20 protein-coding genes are annotated in these 19,859 nt (G+C 42.0%); 4 read left to right on the top strand and 16 right to left on the bottom strand.

Annotated features, from left to right (window positions below):
* Window positions 1–39 precede the first annotated feature (39 nt).
* Together KZA12_RS13305 and KZA12_RS13300 are read left to right on the top strand one after the other, a co-directional pair.
* Complete coding sequence (locus KZA12_RS13305; protein ID WP_256932980.1) at window positions 40–1,587, top strand: aldehyde dehydrogenase family protein; 1,548 nt, start codon at window positions 40–42, stop codon at window positions 1,585–1,587.
* Between the two features lie 266 nt (window positions 1,588–1,853).
* Window positions 1,854–2,783, top strand: coding sequence for a DMT family transporter (locus KZA12_RS13300; RefSeq protein WP_218690553.1), 930 nt, complete (start codon window positions 1,854–1,856; stop codon window positions 2,781–2,783).
* A 36-nt stretch (window positions 2,784–2,819) separates the two neighbouring features.
* Here KZA12_RS13300 and KZA12_RS13295 read toward each other — a convergent pair whose 3' ends face one another.
* The 13 genes from KZA12_RS13295 to KZA12_RS13235 form a co-directional block, all read right to left on the bottom strand.
* A complete protein-coding gene (locus KZA12_RS13295; RefSeq protein ID WP_218690552.1) occupies window positions 2,820–3,620 on the bottom strand; it encodes a hypothetical protein in 801 nt (266 codons plus the stop codon).
* A gap of 175 nt (window positions 3,621–3,795) precedes the next feature.
* On the bottom strand, window positions 3,796–5,451 hold the full coding sequence (locus KZA12_RS13290; protein WP_218690551.1) for a HAMP domain-containing sensor histidine kinase: 1,656 nt from the start codon (window positions 5,449–5,451) through the stop codon (window positions 3,796–3,798).
* A 58-nt stretch (window positions 5,452–5,509) separates the two neighbouring features.
* Complete coding sequence (locus KZA12_RS13285) at window positions 5,510–6,169, bottom strand: response regulator (protein ID WP_201623998.1); 660 nt, start codon at window positions 6,167–6,169, stop codon at window positions 5,510–5,512.
* Between the two features lie 167 nt (window positions 6,170–6,336).
* A complete protein-coding gene (locus tag KZA12_RS13280; RefSeq protein ID WP_218690550.1) occupies window positions 6,337–6,903 on the bottom strand; it encodes a PepSY domain-containing protein in 567 nt (188 codons plus the stop codon).
* Between the two features lie 305 nt (window positions 6,904–7,208).
* Complete coding sequence (locus KZA12_RS13275) at window positions 7,209–7,592, bottom strand: rhodanese-like domain-containing protein (protein ID WP_218690549.1); 384 nt, start codon at window positions 7,590–7,592, stop codon at window positions 7,209–7,211.
* A gap of 255 nt (window positions 7,593–7,847) precedes the next feature.
* On the bottom strand, window positions 7,848–8,531 hold the full coding sequence (locus KZA12_RS13270; RefSeq protein ID WP_201624005.1) for a ferric reductase-like protein: 684 nt from the start codon (window positions 8,529–8,531) through the stop codon (window positions 7,848–7,850).
* Between the two features lie 126 nt (window positions 8,532–8,657).
* Window positions 8,658–9,848, bottom strand: coding sequence for an FAD:protein FMN transferase (locus tag KZA12_RS13265; protein WP_218690548.1), 1,191 nt, complete (start codon window positions 9,846–9,848; stop codon window positions 8,658–8,660).
* A 97-nt stretch (window positions 9,849–9,945) separates the two neighbouring features.
* Window positions 9,946–10,281 carry a hypothetical protein gene (locus KZA12_RS13260; protein WP_218690547.1) on the bottom strand — a complete coding sequence of 112 codons (336 nt, stop codon included), beginning with the start codon at window positions 10,279–10,281 and terminating at the stop codon, window positions 9,946–9,948.
* Window positions 10,274–10,894, bottom strand: coding sequence for a PepSY domain-containing protein (locus tag KZA12_RS13255; protein ID WP_218690546.1), 621 nt, complete (start codon window positions 10,892–10,894; stop codon window positions 10,274–10,276). Before KZA12_RS13255 ends, KZA12_RS13260 begins: the two co-directional genes overlap by 8 nt.
* Window positions 10,895–10,975: 81 nt before the next feature.
* Complete coding sequence (locus tag KZA12_RS13250; protein WP_218690545.1) at window positions 10,976–12,520, bottom strand: ATP-binding protein; 1,545 nt, start codon at window positions 12,518–12,520, stop codon at window positions 10,976–10,978.
* Between the two features lie 72 nt (window positions 12,521–12,592).
* Window positions 12,593–13,267: a response regulator gene (locus KZA12_RS13245; RefSeq protein ID WP_201624015.1), complete on the bottom strand. Its 675-nt coding sequence runs from the start codon at window positions 13,265–13,267 to the stop codon at window positions 12,593–12,595.
* 19 nt (window positions 13,268–13,286) lie between these two features.
* Window positions 13,287–13,895 carry a cytochrome b/b6 domain-containing protein gene (locus KZA12_RS13240; RefSeq protein WP_218690544.1) on the bottom strand — a complete coding sequence of 203 codons (609 nt, stop codon included), beginning with the start codon at window positions 13,893–13,895 and terminating at the stop codon, window positions 13,287–13,289.
* A gap of 465 nt (window positions 13,896–14,360) precedes the next feature.
* Complete coding sequence (locus KZA12_RS13235) at window positions 14,361–14,969, bottom strand: PepSY domain-containing protein (protein ID WP_218690543.1); 609 nt, start codon at window positions 14,967–14,969, stop codon at window positions 14,361–14,363.
* Between the two features lie 293 nt (window positions 14,970–15,262).
* Between KZA12_RS13235 and KZA12_RS13230 the strand changes: the two genes are divergently transcribed.
* Both KZA12_RS13230 and KZA12_RS13225 read left to right on the top strand, forming a co-directional pair.
* On the top strand, window positions 15,263–15,955 hold the full coding sequence (locus KZA12_RS13230) for a DUF1345 domain-containing protein (protein ID WP_218690542.1): 693 nt from the start codon (window positions 15,263–15,265) through the stop codon (window positions 15,953–15,955).
* Window positions 15,956–16,144: 189 nt separating this feature from the next.
* Window positions 16,145–17,140, top strand: coding sequence for a phosphatase PAP2 family protein (locus KZA12_RS13225; RefSeq protein WP_218690541.1), 996 nt, complete (start codon window positions 16,145–16,147; stop codon window positions 17,138–17,140).
* 202 nt (window positions 17,141–17,342) lie between these two features.
* Here KZA12_RS13225 and KZA12_RS13220 read toward each other — a convergent pair whose 3' ends face one another.
* The 3 genes from KZA12_RS13220 to KZA12_RS13210 form a co-directional block, all read right to left on the bottom strand.
* Entirely contained in the window at window positions 17,343–18,047 is a 705-nt protein-coding gene (locus KZA12_RS13220) for a glycosyltransferase family 2 protein (protein WP_256932979.1), read from the bottom strand.
* 81 nt (window positions 18,048–18,128) lie between these two features.
* The gene (locus tag KZA12_RS13215) at window positions 18,129–19,055 is read right to left on the bottom strand and encodes a class I SAM-dependent methyltransferase (RefSeq protein WP_218690540.1); all 927 of its coding nucleotides are present in this window, start codon (window positions 19,053–19,055) and stop codon (window positions 18,129–18,131) included.
* Entirely contained in the window at window positions 19,039–19,848 is an 810-nt protein-coding gene (locus tag KZA12_RS13210; RefSeq protein WP_256932983.1) for a PIG-L deacetylase family protein, read from the bottom strand. The genes KZA12_RS13215 and KZA12_RS13210 overlap by 17 nt, the downstream gene beginning before the upstream one ends.
* Between the last annotated feature and the right edge of the window lie 11 nt (window positions 19,849–19,859).

Raw genomic sequence — 19,859 nt, 5'->3', positions numbered from 1 at the left:
TGCTGATTCTAATAACATCATTAAAGGTAGTAGCCAATTATGAATATGACTACAGATAGCTCTATAAGCAGAGAAGCAGCACTTAGCACCGTCAAAAATGAGCTAGTCTTAAATGCCGCTTACATAGATGGCGAGTGGGTGACGATAGCGCCATTAGCCGATGACAGCAACACCAATAGTAACAGTAACAACGATAATGATAGTAATAGTGATAATGGGCATTGCCTATATGATCCAAGTGTAGGGCAAGTCATTGCTAAGACACGATTATCTACTAAAGATCACGTAGAGGCTGCTGTTACGGCCGCTACTGCTGCCTTGGCTAGTTGGTCAAAAACCACAGTAAGCGAACGTGCCCGTTATTTGCATGCTATTGCTGATGCACTGGAGCAGCGATTCGACAAGGTAGTGGCCCTATCAGTTTTGAACAATGGCAAGCCTGTTGAAGAGGCAAAAATAGATGCTAGTGATGCTATTGCTAGCTATCGCTATTACGCCAACCTCATTGCTAAGCAAGAGACTTGGACTGAAGTCTCAACCACTGAATCCAGCGTGCGCCTACTAAAAACTTATGCACCTATTGGGATTTGTGCGCTTATTGTGCCTTGGAATTTCCCTATGGTGACTAGCGCTTGGAAGTTAGCGCCAGCCTTAGCAGCAGGCTGCACAGTCCTATTGAAGCCTTCTGAGGTCACTCTGCTACCAGAATTGATGTTAGGCAATATATTGTCGTCTATCGGCCTACCAAAAGGGGTAGTCAATATCTTGCCGGGCGCGGCTGAAGTAGGGGCGGCGATGACTAGCCATGCGTTGATCGATAAAATATCTTTCACTGGTAGTAATGCAATCGGTGAGAAGGTTATGACCCAAGCGGCAAAAGGCATAAAAGATATCAGTCTTGAGCTTGGTGGTAAGTCGGCTATCGTGGTACGCGCCGATGCCGACTTAGACTTGGCTTGTGAGCTTATCGTTGGCGGTATATTTACTAATGCTGGGCAAATATGTTCAGCCACCTCAAGGCTATTAGTACACTGCGACATAGCTGAGTCCCTATACCAAAAATTAAAAACTCATACCCAGACTATCAATATTGGTGACGGTTTTGCGGCTACTACGCAAATGGGCCCATTAGTTAGCCAGCAACATCTCAAGCAAGTGCATAACTACTTACAGATCGCTACTGAGGAAAATCTTGCTTGTCTTACTGGTGGTCAAGTATTGGATAGAGCAGGCTATTTTGTCAGTCCAACGATTTATACCAAAGTGCCAACAACCAGTCGCTTATGGACTGAGGAGATATTTGGGCCAGTGCTAGTTAGCACTACCTTTACAAATGATGCAGAGGCGTTACGCTTAGCCAATGATAGTAAGTTTGCTTTGGCGGCAACTATTGTTAGCGCCGATCAATCAAGCGCCTTAGAGATGGCCCTACAAATCAATGCGGGTCATTTTTGGATTAACGAGCAACAGATTGTACTGCCAGAAGCAGGATGGGGTGGCTTTAAGCAAAGTGGTATTGGTCGTGAGCTTGGCGAGGATGGACTAGCGGCTTATCAAAAAAGCAAGCATGTACTATTCGCTAAATAATAGCTTATTAGTAGACCTGTAGTGCTCACTGTTAATAGCTTTACTCTGTCAGTTGCTGTAGTTGCTGTAGCCATTAAATAAACAGCAAGCCACTTTATATGAGCTATAAAGTGGCTTGCTGTTTATTCGATAATCTAAATAGTCATAAAGTTGCATAAGTATTTATTAGCCATTGCGACTGTCGCCGATCGCTATTTATGATTTTATCGATAAAGTAATAGGGGCATCAGACGGGGGCAGGTTTTTTATAGGAATATAGGGTTAATATGACTAGTATAAATAAAAAAAGTTATTACCTTATCTTTTTGATTCCAGTGATATGGGGTTTAGGGTTTCCGATAACTCATAATGCAGTAAGCCAAGTAGATGCTGGGATTTATGCTTTTTTTAGATCATTCATCGCGCTGTTATTTATCACCCCTTTTGCCATAAAGTACTTATTGAAAATAGATAAGAAGCTAATAGTCGCAAGCTTGGCTTTTGGTCTTCTAATAGCGCTACAGTTCGTAGGTCAAAGTAACGCTTTAAGATTTTTACCTTCCTCTGCAACTGCTTTTATAATCTCTACTAATGCCATCATTCTCATCATATTTACCTCAGTGTTATACAAGAAAAAACCTGAAAAGATTGACGTATTTTCTATTTCTTTGGGGGTAGTAGGCGCTATTATTATTTTGAATCCTAAGTTTCAACAATTTAATATAGGCTATTGGTGGGCAGGCTTGTCCTCTCTGGCTATTGCTTTATCAATACTGTTAATCGGCTACTTGTCCTTTTTTAAAGACTCCTCAGAACCTAGTGCTAAGGTTGGTGATGGCTTACGCTTTATATTTTTCCAGTCACTATTTTGTGTTTTTTTTCTATCCTATTATCCGCTAAGCTTAGGAATACCAAATAACTTACCGATGCAGGTTTGGTTATCCATTCTGTATATGGGAGTGATTGCCACAGTAATAACTACTGTTTTACAAATAAAGTTCCAAAATAGAATTGGTAATGTGCGCGCCTCTTTAATTTATAATTTAGATGTTATTTTTGCTAGTGTTTTTGGTTATCTTAATCATGAAACGATGACCGCCACTCAATTGGTTGGCGGTTCCATAATATTTTTGGCTTCCATCGCTCATCCTGTGTATTTGTTAGCGATGAGAAAGTATAAAACAAGCACGGGCAGCATCGATAAGCATCATAGTTAACGGTTTTTGTAGTTAAGTGACATTAATTTGAAGCCATCAGTGAGCTTTAGTACTGGCTCTTTGTTTAAACACTAATAGGCAAGCAATAATAAAAACCAATAGTGCCGCCGACGCCCCAAAGCGACTTAAAGCAAGGCCACCATGATCTATAGGCTTATCCAAAAAGTCTCCTAATACTGCACCTAAGGGTCGAGTAAGGATAAACGCGCTCCAAAATAGCAAAGTCTTAGAGATCTTAGTAGTAAAATGCGCTATAGCAATAAGGGTTAATAAAGTGCCAAAAATAATGGCGCTAGTGGTATAACCCATGCCCTTAGAGTCCGCAACCCAGTCACCTAATGCCGTACCAAGAGTCTGCGAAAACATAATAGTAGTCCAATAAAACACTTCAGCTTTAGGCTTGCTAACGCTATCAACAGCAATACTGCCCATAGTCCTTTGCCAAGCGAATAAGCAGATTGCGAGCAAAACTATAAGCAATGCTGAGCCGCCAGCGTAACCGATACCCAGTGATCTGGTGACATAGTCTGCTATTGTGGTGCCTAAAGTGGTTGTGGCAATAATCGTTGCCCAATATAACCATTTATTAAACGAGTTGGCTTTGATTTGGCTGGCGACTGCGATGGCGAATATGACAGCGAATATAGCGGTACTGACGATATATCCTAGATTCATCGACATTGACAGAGCGTCACCTGCGGTCTCACCAAGAGTCGTTGCTGCAACTTTTATTAGCCAAAAAATCAAAGTCACTGCTGGAACTTTTGATAAAGCATCGCTCATTGGATCGTTATTGGGAGCAATCGTTGAGTATTCAGATTTTAGGGTGGGGGTCATCTATGGATTCACTCTCTTGATAAGCAAATTTAATGGCATATTGCCTGTTTTGCAGTTACTAAATTATCAAGATAGCTGTTAAGAAAGTGTCAAGGTAGCTGCTGAAAAAATATCAATATCTAGGACCTTAACGATTATAAGGGTTTAAACCGTTGCAAAAGATTTGAGGCTTGCTCTAGAAGACTAAGCTTACACATAGCCCAGTATTTCTGCCTGTTTTTGCATCGGTCAAGATAGAGGTACTCATGAACAGATCAATACCTGCTTGCTCACAAATAGACTTAACGATAGATAGTCCTAATCCGCTGCCGTTTATGGCATTGTTCTGGTTGCTGGCACTGTCAGAGCGTGTGTTGGTGGCAAGTTTTTCAGAGCTTGCTTCTACTGCTTTAGCTGATTGACTAAGTCGTACAAAAGGCTCAAAAGCATTGCTGTAATCATCAGGATCAATACCTGCGCCTGAATCCATAATCTGTAGTACTAATCTGCCGGCAAGTTGGAGAGGTAACTGTTCGGGCTTTATAAGACCGATGATATGAGTACCAAGGCTATCTAATAAAGCGACATCATCACTAGTTGGCTGTTTTGCTATGGGGCCAAAGCGACAGAGTTGAATAGCTACTTGGCTGTGTTCTGGGCTATAGATAATGGCATTTTGGATAAGGTTCTTAACCAGTATTAATAATGACGTTTCATCTATAGTGGCTTCTGCGTCCTCTGAGGAGTCAGTCAATAATTGCACCGTTAGCTCTATATTTTTGCTATCGATAATCGGTATCAGCAAGCTAATGACTTGTTCGATAGTAGCTTTGAGGCAGACTGGTGTATGCGCGGTATGATTAGTGATGTTACCTGCCCGTGCTAAGGTTAACAGCTGTTCCACCAGCTTTTGATTACGGCTAAGTCGGCCAGCTAGCTTGTCTAAGCCCGCCGTCATAAGCGGATCTTGAGCATGGCGCTGTAGTCGTTGTAGCTGTAATGATATCGCGGTCAGGGGTGAGCGTAGTTCGTGAGCTGCATCAGCGATAAAGCGTTGCTGACGCTCAATACTGACTTTTACTAGAGCTAGTAGCCGATTTAACGACTCTGCTAAAGGTAATAACTCAGTAGGTAAGTGTTCAATTCTTAGAGGGTTTAAGTCGTTCTCGTTGCGCTGCCTTATTTCATAGTGTAATTGGCGTACAGGCTTCATCATTCGCCACATGATAAAGGGCAGTAAAAGTAACAAAAGCGCCATGCCAATAATAAGAGGCAAAAAAGATTGCAGGGCGCTGGCCTTGGCTAAATCATCTTGTAGGTCCGTCTGCTGGCGTAGGATAAGGGCTACTTTTTCATCAGCACTAAACGACTTAATATAGACATCGTCTCTATAAGTCCGCCAACTATGACCATCGATTTTTTGATCGCTTATTCCTGATGGAATGTCAGTTAATAACGCATTAGGTATAGGTGCTGAATAATCTTGATCATGCTTGTCCTTGTTATTGTCTTTATTTTGATAATCCTTTACAAGATTAGGGGACTTCATATTTAGCATTATAATATCAACGGTAATGGCACCGTCATCATCATCGGTATCAAAGTGAATATTGTTGTTCACCAAATCACTATTATCTGAACTACTATTACTCTGTAAAGCATTAATGCTGAGTGACTGCTGCAATAACGCTGAGGTATTTTTTAAATTATCATCTTGAAAGTCGTTGATTTCATTATAGCTGTACCAAAATCCGTAGCCACCAGCGACTATGGCTAGTAGCAATAAGGACAGCACCGGCCAAAAGATCAGCTGAAACTGCATAGATTTGAAGGGCTTCTGAATCAGCGTCATGTTGACAATCTTCTCTATTGACCATAAAAAATTGATTATAAAAACAGTGAGGGCCGTTTTAAATATTACTAATATACCAGCCTAAGCCTCGTACGTTTTTTATTCTATTTTGCCCAAGCTTTTTTCTTAAGCTATGAATCAAGAATTCTATAGCATTGCTTTCTACTTCACCGCCCCAGCCATATAGCGAGTCTTCAAGCTCAGTTTTGGACATGACTTTTTCGGGTGCTAGCATAAAAGTGGTAAGCAGCATATATTCCTTAGCGGTCAAGTCAACGGGGCTGGCATCCATAACAACACGTTTGTGGGCGGTATCGAGGCTAAGGTTAGCCACGCTAAGCTGATTGTCTGCTTTGCCTTGGGCACGGCGAATAAGTACTCGCATCCGCGCAAAAACCTCTCCCAGCTCAAAGGGCTTAACCACATAGTCATCCGCCCCTAGATCAAGTCCAGCGATCCGGTCTTTTAGTTGATCGCGGGCCGTGACAATGAGCACTGGGGTATCGATCTTAGCATCACGAATAACAGTCAATACTCCCATGCCATCAATTTCAGGCAACCCTAAATCTAACAATATAATGTCGTAGGGTTGGATTTTTAAAGTCAGGATAGCTTGGCGACCATCTTTTACCCAATCGACGGTATAGGCTTCATCCTGCAAAGCCTCGCTCAAGCTTTCACCAATCATTAAATCATCTTCGACCAATAACACGCGCATAACACCTCCCTAATTTTAACTGTAATAAGTATTTATCAACCAGCTGATTAAATCATTTATATTTTTTCTGATCGCCAAAAGCTGCAAGCATTATACTAATACACTTGCAGCTATCGGCAGCCTATCGGCAGCCTATCGGCAGCCTATCGGTAAGCGCTCGCCAGCCCTTAATCATCTAACTGCTTGCTAATAATAGCACCAGTCATGGCATCGACTATGACTTGATATATTTCGGTGCCTTTAGCGATCTTAATCTCATAAATGGACTTGCCATTATCTAAATCAAACTCAGCTTCGATAACTTTTCCACTGATACTCTGAGTGGATTTTTGTAGCGCTTGGGTAAGACTGATTTGAGCTTGTTTTATAGCGTTATATTCTGCTATGTCCTGTTGATCGAGTTTCTCTTGCTTAGTCTTTAATACCCTACCTGTACTCGCATCAATTTTTACTTCATATTCAGTATTATTGGCAATAGATTTAATTTCAAATTTGCCACCTTCTATATAGTCATTTTGCTCAAACTCCGCACTTATTACGTCCCCTTTAACTGTCTTTTGGGCAATAGTTATCGCTTGCTCAAGGCTGATTTTACTCTTGGCTATGGCTACCGCTTCACTGTTGCCAGCGTTTGAGATAGCAGGGATTTGACCTGAGGCGATAGCGACAGTACCAATGCTGATAATACTCAGAGCGATGATGGCCGACTTAGTTAGGGTTGATAGTTTTTTCATACGGTTGACTTCCTAGGTTAAATGAATAGCTGACAATTTAGGTTAAATGAATAACCAACAAGATGATTACTGGTTCTGTCAGCTGCTTTAGGGCTAGGAGGCCATTATAAAAAACTAGACATAGTAGAAGCTTAGCGCAGAGTAAGGGTTAAGTTAGCTGCTATATTTAGTGGCTTATTAATATTTAGATAGTGGCTCATCAATAACTTAATAAAGCAAAAAAAGCTGATATTTACCTTAGTAAACATCAGCTTTTATCTACTAGCAGTCTGACTACTAGTTAACCTTTTAACCTTTTAACCTGCTTAATCAACATCAAGGCTATTATTAGACGCCGTTGTAGGCTTGCCAGCTTCAGTCCAAGCATCATAACCACCTGCAATAGACACAACGTTTTTGTAGCCAAGCGTTTCTAACGACTGCGCTGCTAAAGCGGCGCGGTCGCCAGTCTTGCAGTAAATCAAGATATCAGTATCGGCACTGCTAACGGCAGGCAAGTCAGCAATTTTGAATTCGAGCACTCCACGAGGTAGCGAGACCGCTCCTTCAATATGGCCAGCAGCGTACTCATCAGGCTCTCGCACATCGATAATGACATCGGCTTTACGGCAGGCTGTTTCTGCTTGTGCGAGTGAAACGTCGGTTATCTGTGCTTTAGCAATTTTTACTAAGTCATTTGCGGTTTTCATAGTAGTGCCTTTGGTAGTGATAAAAGAGATTATATAGCTGCGATAGCTTCGATAGCTTTAGTGGTTTGCAGCCTCATAAAAGTCAGCAATTTACACTTTGAAAAACTACAGTGAGTGATTCAAAACAACAGCTATCAATATATAATTTAGTATATCATTAATTTTTAAATTAATTAACTTTACTCAAACTGATCTACCGAATTAACGCTCCATTATCAAGGTTGCCATCATTGTCGCTTATTCTTCTTCAGCAACTTATTTGGCTAGTCTTAGCGCCAATAGTCGATAGCTTATCAATAAAAAAACTATGGTCTGACTGCCTGCATAAAATAATAATAAAGGCAGTGCCCGACTATCAGATCCCACCATGAATACGTGAATACTGATCAACATATAAGCACTAAAAGTTAAAAAGTGCAGCCATCGCCATGCTGACTGACCAATATATTTCTTAAGATAAAAGCTAAAAGCGCAGATAAATAATAACCAAAAGCCTAATTGACCTAAGGCAACACCAACACGGTCTGTCTGAAAACCTAAGGGCGCTAAAACCTGCCATAAGTTAACATTTAGGTAGCTATCTGCTAACAAGATACCGGCATGGAAGGCGGCGAAGCCCACTGCAATCAAGCTTAGATATTGATGCAAGGCAAATACTCGTGCGGCATTAAGATGCTTACCTAGACGGGTGCTCAATAATAAACCGAACACCATTGCTAGCCAAAATAGGCTATAGCCAATAACCCCGCTGGCCCGTGACAAGTACCAAAAGTTCTTATCAGTGGCTAGCAGTAGTTGAGAAATCGTCTCACCCCATGTCAAAAGCGCATAGCCACCCCCTAAAATACTAAGGGTCAAAATTAATACAACCGATAAAACCTTAGCGACTTTTGTCAGTCTGGAATGGCTATGATTGTCAATCAAGGTATTAGTTTGCATGATGGTGCTCCTATAAAGGGCTGTCTATCCAAGGTGGTTATCTGCTACTTATCGGTCTTTTAAAATAGTTGTCGGTTACCTTAACTGGTTTGCAACTTATCTAGCTTTTATCTTGGCCCGCATGAATTAGCTCGCTATTAAATTTGGCTGCACTAAATTTGGCTGCACTAACTTTGGCAAAATAGCAGCAGAGGCAATAACCTGATTATCTGTAGCGATTAAGAGGGCTGCAATATGGTGCTGCTTAAGCCATGCCATCGCCTGTTTGACACCAAGTAGCACGCAGTATTTGGCATATACTTCGGCCGTCAGGGTATCAGTAGCGACTACGGTTGCGGTTAATACATCACTAACTACGGGAGCGTTTTTATCAGGATCAATTAAATGATGTTGCCACTGGTCGCCATGCCACCAGCGCCGATAGTCTTGCCCTGATGTAGCTACAGCGCCGGAGCTAATAGCAAGGATTGCCACATCTTCATCTTGCTGATTGTCAACCTGCGCAGTAGTATTAAGCTGCGCTTTAGCAACCGCAATTCCCCAAACAATCGGTTTGTTAATATCTTGGTCGTCCACTACGCCGATAGCTATGTCGCCGCCCATATCAACTAAGCAGGGCATAGGGTAGTCATGACTTTTACTAATTTGCTCGGCCAATTGCATAGCACACCAGCCTTTGACATAACCATTTAAATCTAGGGCCATTCCTGTAGGAAGATATACTTGATGCTCACCATTAGCTAATAGGCGCAGTTGGATGCGTTCGATGTACTGATGGCTACTGTTGTCATCAGTATTGCTGCTGTGCTTGCTACTATTTCTTCTATACTCATTGCTACTGCTAGTAAGGCGCGGGCGTTGTAAGCATTGGCTGGAATCTGTAGCAAGCCCAATAGTGCTAGCTTGTTTGGCTACTAGAGGTGGTTTGGGTAGAGTTTCGAATGACTGCTTATAGCCAGCTGCGCAAATAGAGTTAAGTAGAGTAGGGGTTACTAAACCTTGAGTCTTAGCAACGAAATAAATAGCACTTTGTAACACTGCAAACAGCTCGGCACTGACGGTAGTCCATTGATCAGTATTATTATTAAGCCTCATCAGTGCGCTGGTCTCATCAAAGCGGCTAAAAGTATGTTCCCAATCAATCAATTGCTGTTGCACATCGCTGGTTAATAAGGCAACTTGCTGATCTATGAGCGCTTGCGAATACCGTGCACGCAGTCTAGTAATATTCAGGCTGATCTGAATATGGCAACCCATAGCTAGCAAGGTAAAAGTCACTAGTTGCGGTATGCTGGCTTTAGGTAGGGAATTTTTCATATCAAAGCTCCAGTGGTTAGCAGCGCCACGATTCGAGATTATAGTGGTCACTGCAAGCTTAACTTGACTAGCCCAGCCCAGAACAGTCTATAAGCTTTTATCGAGAAGAGCGCGTGCGGGCAACGACCGTTACAGCTTCAACCGCTTGAACTTCATTGACTTGTCGTAGCTGGCTAATATCAACGATCGGCATCGGCTCAGCCACCGTCTCATTAGCGGCAATAACAGAAGTACTCAACATGGCGGTATCTACTGATTGGCTATCTGTCTCTTGGTTCAACAGTAATAGCCACCCTGCCATAGTACCGACCATTGATAGAATCATAATGCTGCTTTTAAGCGCTACAAAAGGGTCGGCTTTTTTAGCTGGTTTAGCTACCTTATTGACAGGCTTGCTAACAGTTTGAGGCGAATGTGAGTTGCTATTAGTCATCGTAGTCATCCTCATCATGTGGCTTATAGTTAGTGGCGATTAAGCGCTCATTGTTGTTATAGTCTTTATCATCGTGCTGGCGCTTACTGTGCTTATTGCTTTTGTGCTTATTGTCATGGTGGTCATTGTCATAGTCGCCATCTTTATAATCGGCATTTTTATAGCCATCGTCATCCACGCCCTCAACGCCATAGCTATCGGCAGCGATCGGATTAAGGACAGTACCTAGATTGGCATCAATGTAACTAGTGCCACTATCTAAGCGCACTTCGTAGGCCACCATCCCGTTATAATTTATAAGCTCAGGCGTCGCTTGCAATAGCGAACTAGGCGAATTTTTTTTAGCCAAAGCTGTTGCTTGCGCAGGGCTAAGGGCCGCAAGGGATGATTGCGTAGTCAATGAGGATGGTGACAGAGAGTTTAGGGCTGTTTTAGCAGCTACTGCATTAGAGGAAGTAGCATCACCCTTAGTGTTTTGAGTGACGAGATTGGCTATTGATGAGCTGTTGTCAGGTTCAGTCGACTGTACAGCCAAGCCGATAACACCGCCGAAGAATACTAACGAAGTAGCAGCGACAGTCAGTAATAAGGGTCTTAAGAGAGGTAAGGTCATAACTTGTACTCCATAGCATGTTATTAGGGAATACGAGTAGCATACGCTGTGAATATTAACTCAATCTTAAGATAAGGCGGATTAGGCTTGTATCGTGCTTTTTATCTCAGGTTTAATAGTAACGATAAGGCCTGTTGCTGGTGCAGTGCGATTGGCAAAGGTTAAGCTGAGACCGTGAAGTTGCGCTATTCTACTAGCGATTGATAGCCCTAGACCGCTACCCAACTGGCTTTGACCTGCTGGACGGTAGAAGCGTTCGCTTAAGCGTGCTAATGTTTCAGGCTCTACGCCAATGCCGTTATCAATCACCTTAATGCTATCAGCATCCAACTGAAGGTCGATTAAACAGCCTTCTGGACAGTAGCGAATGGCATTATCTAGTAGATTGCGAATTAACAGTTTGAATAAGATAGGGTTAACGACTATAGGTAATATAGCGCTAGGGTCATTACATTGGACGGTGCGCTTTAATTGAATATGCTTTTCACGAGCCAGTCGATTGACATCGCTGAGCACAATATCGGTCAACATTAGCCAATCTGGTGTGACTAGTTGCTCGGGGGGTAGGTGCTGTTCTGGCTCTATTTTGGCTAATACTAATAGTTGCTCGACTAAATGAGTAGCGCGCTCAATACCAGCGCTGATCTTTTGCGCATGATAAAAAAGCTGATTATCATCTTCGGTAGTTGATAGCTGTAATAGCTGCTGTTGTAACAAGTCAGCTTGTAACTTTAAGGCGGCAAGAGGACTGCGTAGTTCATGCGAGGCATCAGCGGTAAAACGTTGTTCACGAGCCAAAGTATCGGCCACTTTTATAAATAATACGTTCAAGGCTGCTACTAAAGGTTGGATCTCTTTCGGCACATCGGCGGTGATAGGACTATCATCTTGCGGCTGACGTTGTTGCAGATCATCACTGATTTGGCTTAACGGCTTAAAACCGCGCTTAATTAACCAAACTACCAAACTCATAAAAGCAAACAGCCCAATCAGCATGGGTAGTACTTGTACTGACATAGCGCCAACGATCATCTTTTGCCGTGAGTCGAGGTTTTGGCCCACCGCTATGATTCGATCTTTTTGCTTGTTATCCCCACTATCATGCTCATTAGAACCATCATGCTTATTAGAACCGTCATGATCATTATGACCGTGATAGTCATCGTGCACATAAAATAAACGCCAGCTCTTACTAAAAGGGTTAAGGCGCTGGTAAGCAGAGTTGTTCTCTTCTAAAAAACCACGCTGGTCTGGTAAAAAAGAGAATGCTTGACCATTTTCGTCAGCGGCTAACAAGTGGCCCTGTTTATCCCAAATAGCAAAACCCATATAGTCATCCTCAGCGTCTCCTAAATCACCTGATAACTGCTTGCTTTTTAAATTATAAATTTTGGTAATAGGGTGAGCTTTGTTTTTATTATCGCGCTCTTCATTGTCTCGTTTATCTTTATCGTCATCATCAGCAGAGACCCCTATTAAGTAACGGGCGACTTGTGTAATTTGGGTATCATTCATCTCATTGATTTCATGCCACAACTGCCACGCAATAAAGCTTGAGGTTAGCAGCCATAATAAAGGCAGACCAATGAGTAAGGAGGTTAATAGCCGTCGCTGGATACTTTTCATAGACTCACATCATAAAATGGCAAGTAGGAATAAAGATAAAAATAATTAGGCCAGATTTGCCTACTCTAAGGATTAGACTTGGCTATAGGCTGGATTAAGATAGTAGCCAATACCGCGTTTGGTGAGGATAAAGTCGTTGCCGAGCTTTTTGCGTAAATGATGAATATGGACTTCAATAGCATTGCTCTCAATGTCTTGTTGCCAGCCATAGAGTTTGTCCTCGAAGCTGGCTCGACTATGAATCTGTTTAGGATGCGTCAGCATTTGCTCTAATATCGCCACCTCTTTGATCGTTAGTTCTAGCGCTTGACCTTGATAAGTCAGTTGTTGGCTGTGTGGCTGATAAACGAGTTCACCGTAGTGAATCTCAGGCTGACTACGTCCTTGACTTCGACGCATCAATGCTTGCAGGCGGGCGACGACTTCATCTAAGGCAAAAGGTTTGACTAAATAATCATCAGCGCCAGCATTTAATCCAGCCACTCGATTAGCAATGGCATCGCGAGCAGTAATGATCAATACTGGGGTGTCTAGCTGTTTAGCTCGCCAGTGCTGTAGTACGGTCATCCCATCACCCTTTGGCAAAGTCAAGTCAAGCAACACAGCGTCAAACATGCCATCTTGCAGTGCCATTTCACCTTGCTTGGCATCACTGAACCAGTCGACCATCATGCCATGGCTCTTTAGCCCAGCAATTATACCTTCCGCAATAGTGCTATCGTCTTCGATTAGTAATATGCGTGCCATCTATTCCTCCATCACAGGTTTACTCTACAGTAGAGCGCTGGTCTTTTACTTGCTTATTACCAGTTATCATTGATTTAATAAGGTTCTGCCGTTGCCAATAACTCATAACAATAGCGGATATAATATGTAATGGAATAAGCAAATATAAGCTATTAGCGAGTAGTTCGTGAATTTCCTCCAATAAATCCTTATTGCCTAAAATTTCCGATTCCATTAAATAGCCACTGATGCCTAAGCCTATAATGACGGCCCATAACGCTAGCACCATAATAGCAGCTAATGGATTGTGACCTAGATGCTGCTCATCGTTACGGCGTTGCCTTAGATCAGCTAAGTGATTTTTGATGCGTACAGGCGTAGGGAAAAAATCAGTAAAACGGGCATAACGTGTGCCGACCAAGCCCCAAAGTAAACGGATAACCACTAAGGCTACGACCGTATAACCGACATATTGATGCAGGTCGCTACCGTCTTCGGTGAACAGTAGATTAGCCATGATACCAGCAGCTACTGTCCAATGGGTAACTCTTACTAAGATATCCCAAACTCGTACTTGCTTAGTTATAGGAGCGTTAGATAAGGGTATAGCAGTAGGCTCAAGCGCATTATTTTCATTATTTGTGCTCATGATCGTCACTCTCATAATAGTTTGTGTGATAACTATTACAACAAACCAACCTTAAGCTCAGCTTAGGGAGCAAAAATATTTTTATGACTAGCCATTGAATTAAATCCCCAATGGGCCAGCAGTATCAGATAGTGTGGTATTAAAGGCCATGAGATTAGAAGACAATTATGGCTATTTCAAACTCAATAACAATCAATCATTACTCATTTTGCAAAGTATTGATTTTAGAAATATCTAGTTTTAAAGGCGGCGTTAGGCTACAGGTTATTTTTAAAATATAAATACCCCATCAATAAAAAAAGCAGTAGCCGATACCATCATAATTAAGGTGTCGGCTACTGCTTGATGTCAATCTAAGCTTTAAAGTGCGATTACAACCATCATTTTGATGGCCCAATGATCTAATTGATAATGCTCATTAGCACTGAAAATTTATGAATATTGTAGATGCGATTTGATCCTTGTTTAATCATCGTCTTCTACATCGACTTGACTGCTCAATACTTTACCCGTATTAGCGTCTATGCTCACCTTATAAATCTGATTGCTTTTGACCACTTCGAGATCATAAAGAGCCTGACCTTTTTCTAGCTCGAACTCAGCTGCTATTACTTTACTATTTAGACTCTGTGCTGCGGTTTGCATGGCACTCGTGAGCGTTACTTTGGCTTGTTTCATGGCGCTATACTCAGCCAGATCCTTTTTATCTAGAGTTTCTTGCTTAGTCTTTAAAACTTTGCCAGTATTGGCATCGATTTTTACTTCATAAGCTGTACCGTCGGCTACCAACTCGACTTCATACTCTCCTGTTACCGCCCCATTCTTATTGGCATGGTCATCGTCATAATCAAACTGAGCTTTGACCACATCGCCTTTAGTATTTTGTTTGGCAATTGCCATGGCTTGCGTTAGGCTAACTTTACTCTGCATGGCGCTGACAGCTTCGCTTGAACTAGCCATTGAGCTGGTTACGGCTTTAGTATTGACCATCGGCGCAGCGATAGCAGCTGCTCCTACACCTGCAATACTAAGGGCGACAATCACTGATTTGGTTAACATAGATAAGTTTTTCATAAGGTTATTCCTTGGTATTAAGTCAATTTCTGACATTGTGTTTATTGGTTTTGTCAGCTACCTGGTTGGTATGACTCTATAATACGAAATAAGACATAGCAGAAGCTTAGCGCAGACTAAGGGTTTAGTTAGCTTATACACGGCAAGCCAACCAAGTACCATCCTATCCCTAATGCAATAAATGCTTAACAGATAGCACGCCACTCATCTTCAATGGGTTTAGACGTTTGGTCAAAAGTAGTGCTTAATAGGGGTAAGGTGTCTATCGTAATTTATAAACCTTGGGTAATGTTATGGCAATAGCAGCAAACACTTATGTTAGTCATTGGCGCCTGATAGGTAGCCTACTAGTGGGAATGCTTATCGGTTTAATAATATCAATGATTTGGTCTGCTTCTTATAGCGCTAGCTTTATCATCGGCTGGGATAGTGCCATTTTGATATATATCGTTAGTATCATTATTATGATGCGTGACAACACTATTCATAGTCATTTGACCGCAGAGCATGAGGGTAAACTGGTTATCTTGAGTCTCATTAGTATCGCAAGTTTAATCTGTTTATTAGCTATTGTTAGGCAAACTCAGATTGGCAAAGACTATCAGGGCCTGGCAAGCATTTTAACTATCGCGCTTACTGTGAGTACTATCTTTATTACTTGGCTGATGATTCAAGTTGTTTTCGCCATGCAATACGCTTATTTATATTTTTCTGAGCAGCATAGCGGCGTTGCACAACCTTTTATGTTTCCTGAGGCGTTAGTGGAGGATAAGGGCGATAGCGAGGATGACCCTAGGCTGATCAGTGCTAAGTTTGAAGACTTCTTTTATTGCGCAGTGGCCATCGGTACTTCCGGGCAAACGGCTGATATTGCTTTTACTTCAAGAGCTGGTAGAGAGCTTGCTACTCTGCATAGTATTATCGCTTTTATATTCAACTTGGTTATTATTTCTTTATTAATTAATATCATAGCCAGCTATATATAGTCGATATCAAATATAGTCGATACCAAATACAATAGATACATCACAGTCTGGTTTTTACAATGAACTAACTATATAAGTATTTTCGTTCCAGTAGAAATAGAAATAGACTTGTGGCAGTGTGCCACTAATATAAATTTTCTGTATTACTAGCTAGGTGATAGAGAGTGCAAAAAGGAAATTCGGTTATCCATGACTACCCTAATTCAAACAAATCAGCAGTTATTTAGCTTAGTGAGTCTGCTTTTATTAGTGATTATTGTTTTATGGATTTTGCAATACGCTATTATTGGCTATGCAGGGCGAGTATTTAAAAAAGCTCTACAATATTGGCTAAGGTTCGAGCAGTATTTTGGCTTGAGTAAACGGCTGCTACTATTAAAAATTAGCTATCCAAAGCTATATAATTTTTTCTGGCAAAGGCTCCATGTTCAGCACTTTCAGGGATTGCCACTCACGCTATTGTTTTTAGTGATGGGCTATACTTTAGCGTTGTTCGTCGGACTGGTTGAAGATGTCGTTAACGCGGACTCTATAGTAGCGATCGATTACTGGGTATCACAACAGATGAGTCTGCTAAGTGGCTCATCAGTAGTTAATTTTTTTATTCCTATTACTAGCTTAGCTTCGACCCCTATTACTTGTTTGATAGTGTTTTTGACCGCATTGCTATGCTGGAGAATAAACCAACGCTACCTATTAATTGGCTTGCTGATAGCTATCATAGGCAGCACAGCCTTTACCTTTTTGAGTAAAATGTTATTTCATCGCCAGCGACCAGTAGATATTCTATTGTTTGAGCGCACCTACTCATTTCCAAGCGGACATGCGACGGCTACTATGGCTATGTACGGGTTTATAGCTTATATGGCTATTCGGTTTAGCCAAAGCTTTGCTAGGCAAGTTCGTATCTTAGTGTTTACTGTGTTTTTTTCTATATTAGTAGGATTGAGTAGAGTTTTGCTCAATGAGCATTACTTGAGTGATGTGTTGGGAGGCTATTTAGTAGGCTTATTATGGCTGACGGTAGCCATTAGTGTGACAGAGTGGTTAACGGCGAGACATAACATTAACTGGCAACTAGATTGGTCAACGGTCCAGCTTTATCAGATTCGGTTCAGTGTGGTGGCTGTACTAATAATCACGATTATATATGCTGCAATTTATCAATTTCCATTGTTAGTTTAGACTAAATCAATACTTAGCCACTACAGTTAAATGACAGTGCTTATCATAAGCAGTTAAGCCGCTCACTAGGTTTTGCAATAGCTAAACTCTTAACTGGCTAAACTGTTAACTGACTAAGCTCTTAACTAACTGGTTTCTAAAGAATTATTTTTCAAACCCGTCAGGCTTTACAATCACTGTAATATACTGATGTTATAAATAGCTATCGTGAGTTCCTTTTTTCTAAGTTGCTTAAAAAATTGGCAAAGCCTTCGCTGGCTCGAGCTTGTAAACGGCTACTAGTAATCACTCGTACCTTATTACTCCAAGTAATGGCATAATTTTGGGCCTCAAATTTTTTAACTAAATCCACGTCTTCATGGCAAGCTAAGGGACTAAAACCACCCACAGCGAGATAAGCCTCAGCGCTAAAGCTTAAATTTGCCCCATGAATATGGCGATGTCCCATTATATCTTGATAATGAGCGGCATAATCTTCGCGCGTTTGCTGCGTTAAATGTGCCCAGCTATCAACGCTAACCACGCCACAAATCATATCAGTGGGCTGTTGAGCAATATGCATGATTTGCTGCTTTAACCAATCCGCGCTCACTATCGAGTCTGCATCGGTACAAGCAAGCCAAGCGGCTCCAGTAGCTATCGCATTTCGAATACCCAAATCTCGCGTTCGTCCCACACAGCGCTCCTCACAGCTTATGTAGTCAACCCCTGAGGTTTTGGCTATTGCCAAGGTGCTATCAGTGCAACTGTCTAAAACGACTAGCACAGATGCGCTGATAAGTGAGGGCAGTTGCTCAATGGCGATCTGTACTGACGCTAAGCATGCGCTAATGGTCTGTACTTCGTTATGAGCCGGAATCACAATAGCTATAGCTGTAGGCTTCATTAGGAGTTTTATATTATCCATTGGGTTGTTAAGGGGCTAGCCACTGATACACGTTCATGCAATCATGCAATCATGCAGCCATGCAGCCATGCAGCCATGCAATCATATTAAGTTTTCTTGCCTAGCGACCGAATCTAAAGAGTTTTGCCATACGTCCAATAAAAAATCGCTATCTATAATCTGACTTTGATGACTAAATGTCGCAGGCTGGTTTTCTTGGTTGTTTGAATTTTTCGAATTGTTTTGTTGATTGTTAGTCTTACTTGGAGTGTTGGCATTATTTACTGCGTTAAAGGCTTGGTGTAAGCGTTGATGTACTGTCTCACCGGTCATCGCGAAGCCATCGATAGCATAGCGCCAATGACAGCATAATAAAGTACCGCCTATGGCTAAGTTTTGCCTAATCCAAGCGATAACCTTATGAATATCATCTGGCGATAGGTAATATAAAATCTCGCTAATAACTATCAAATCAAAGGCGGGTTTATAAGCACTTGAGTCATCGGATAAACCGTCAGCATCCACAATCCCAGTGGTCAAAGTCACTAGGGCGCTAGGAATAACTGCTTGTATTACCTTAACATGGGGCATACTCGCTAATCGTTGTGCAGCGAGCTGCACGGCATGAGTGTTGCCATCCACGCTAACTAGAGCCTGACAACGATCGGCAAGCAACTCGCTAAACACCCCATTACCGCACCCTAACTCGATCCCATTACCATAACCAGCTAAGGGTAGCACTGCTAGGCAAATGTCACGTTTGCGTTTTTCATACCAGCGAGTCTGGTACTGCCAAGGGTCAGTATTGTCATTATATAGCTCGTCAAAATAAGTTTCTGAATAGGTTTCTAAATAGGCGTCTACATTAGAACTAGAAGGGCTAGCGGACTTAGCAGCCGATTGATTACAGTCAGCCGGAGTTGTTTTATTAGCATTCACGCTATCAATAACCTTCACGCTATCGACAACCTTCACGCTATCAATAACCTCGCCAAGCTTAGTAAGACTAGGTTTAAACTGGTGACTCATATAAATAAAACTCCCAAGGTTGGCTAATTCTAGCGATAGTTTGCGCGGATAAAATAGGCAAGTTGCCAGTACTGTCATCAATGCTAATCTGGCTTTTGAAGCAATGGATAGCTTGAGTTTTACGCTGTAATTGCTCAGCAGTTAAATCGACGCTAAGGGCACAGTGCCAAGGTATGCGGCTATCAGCAGGTTTAGCCCAATGCCATGCCCAAATCAAAACCTGGTAACAGGCTAACTGCTGCTGCTTGGCGAATGCAGCGACTACTTGCCCCGTAGCCTCGTGATCAGGATGACCGTCGTGGATAAAAGGGGTCACTAAAATATCATCAGGCCTGATAATAGCGGTTAATTTTTCTTTAAATTGGGCTTGCTGGGAAAACACTTCGCCATCGGTTAAATCTAGGGCGACAGTAGCCACTTGCTGAGCGATATTCAGTACTTCTAATGCTGCAAAGCTTTCTTGCGGGCGAATGATATTAAGCTTTTGCGGAGGATAAACCTGCGAATTTGGATGGCTTTGGGTGCCATTGGTTACGTACACTAGTAAGATAGCATTGCCATTAGCTACCAACTGTTGTAACAGACCGCCACAGCCTAATATTTCGTCATCAGGATGAGGCGCAAAAATACAGACACGCTGGGGTAAGGGAAAGCTATCGGCAACCCTTACTCGAGGTAAATCGTGCAAGCCTTGCCAGTTCTGCCAAAGTTGTTGGCTAGTACCTTCACCTTCAATAACTCGGTCGCCAACGATTGGATGATTAGGTTCAGCTGCTTGGTGCTGATGGATCATATTGCTAACTA

The sequence above is a fragment of the Psychrobacter sp. BF1 genome (genome assembly GCF_019279065.1).
GTDB lineage: Bacteria > Pseudomonadota > Gammaproteobacteria > Pseudomonadales > Moraxellaceae > Psychrobacter > Psychrobacter urativorans.
The sequence above is the reverse complement of the archived record's forward strand: the minus strand, read 5'-3'. Positions and strand labels throughout refer to the sequence as shown.

What these genes read in the sequence shown, in the direction of transcription:
- KZA12_RS13305 (WP_256932980.1), top strand. Translation starts at nt 40, where the DNA reads ATGAATATGACTACAGATAGCTCTATAAGCAGAGAAGCAGCACTTAGC.
- KZA12_RS13300 (WP_218690553.1), top strand. Translation starts at nt 1,854, where the DNA reads ATGACTAGTATAAATAAAAAAAGTTATTACCTTATCTTTTTGATTCCA.
- KZA12_RS13295 (WP_218690552.1), bottom strand. Translation starts at nt 3,620, where the DNA reads ATGACCCCCACCCTAAAATCTGAATACTCAACGATTGCTCCCAATAAC.
- KZA12_RS13290 (WP_218690551.1), bottom strand. Translation starts at nt 5,451, where the DNA reads ATGACGCTGATTCAGAAGCCCTTCAAATCTATGCAGTTTCAGCTGATC.
- KZA12_RS13285 (WP_201623998.1), bottom strand. Translation starts at nt 6,169, where the DNA reads ATGCGCGTGTTATTGGTCGAAGATGATTTAATGATTGGTGAAAGCTTG.
- KZA12_RS13280 (WP_218690550.1), bottom strand. Translation starts at nt 6,903, where the DNA reads ATGAAAAAACTATCAACCCTAACTAAGTCGGCCATCATCGCTCTGAGT.
- KZA12_RS13275 (WP_218690549.1), bottom strand. Translation starts at nt 7,592, where the DNA reads ATGAAAACCGCAAATGACTTAGTAAAAATTGCTAAAGCACAGATAACC.
- KZA12_RS13270 (WP_201624005.1), bottom strand. Translation starts at nt 8,531, where the DNA reads ATGCAAACTAATACCTTGATTGACAATCATAGCCATTCCAGACTGACA.
- KZA12_RS13265 (WP_218690548.1), bottom strand. Translation starts at nt 9,848, where the DNA reads ATGAAAAATTCCCTACCTAAAGCCAGCATACCGCAACTAGTGACTTTT.
- KZA12_RS13260 (WP_218690547.1), bottom strand. Translation starts at nt 10,281, where the DNA reads ATGACTAATAGCAACTCACATTCGCCTCAAACTGTTAGCAAGCCTGTC.
- KZA12_RS13255 (WP_218690546.1), bottom strand. Translation starts at nt 10,894, where the DNA reads ATGACCTTACCTCTCTTAAGACCCTTATTACTGACTGTCGCTGCTACT.
- KZA12_RS13250 (WP_218690545.1), bottom strand. Translation starts at nt 12,520, where the DNA reads ATGAAAAGTATCCAGCGACGGCTATTAACCTCCTTACTCATTGGTCTG.
- KZA12_RS13245 (WP_201624015.1), bottom strand. Translation starts at nt 13,267, where the DNA reads ATGGCACGCATATTACTAATCGAAGACGATAGCACTATTGCGGAAGGT.
- KZA12_RS13240 (WP_218690544.1), bottom strand. Translation starts at nt 13,895, where the DNA reads ATGAGCACAAATAATGAAAATAATGCGCTTGAGCCTACTGCTATACCC.
- KZA12_RS13235 (WP_218690543.1), bottom strand. Translation starts at nt 14,969, where the DNA reads ATGAAAAACTTATCTATGTTAACCAAATCAGTGATTGTCGCCCTTAGT.
- KZA12_RS13230 (WP_218690542.1), top strand. Translation starts at nt 15,263, where the DNA reads ATGGCAATAGCAGCAAACACTTATGTTAGTCATTGGCGCCTGATAGGT.
- KZA12_RS13225 (WP_218690541.1), top strand. Translation starts at nt 16,145, where the DNA reads ATGACTACCCTAATTCAAACAAATCAGCAGTTATTTAGCTTAGTGAGT.
- KZA12_RS13220 (WP_256932979.1), bottom strand. Translation starts at nt 18,047, where the DNA reads ATGGATAATATAAAACTCCTAATGAAGCCTACAGCTATAGCTATTGTG.
- KZA12_RS13215 (WP_218690540.1), bottom strand. Translation starts at nt 19,055, where the DNA reads ATGAGTCACCAGTTTAAACCTAGTCTTACTAAGCTTGGCGAGGTTATT.
- KZA12_RS13210 (WP_256932983.1), bottom strand. Translation starts at nt 19,848, where the DNA reads ATGATCCATCAGCACCAAGCAGCTGAACCTAATCATCCAATCGTTGGC.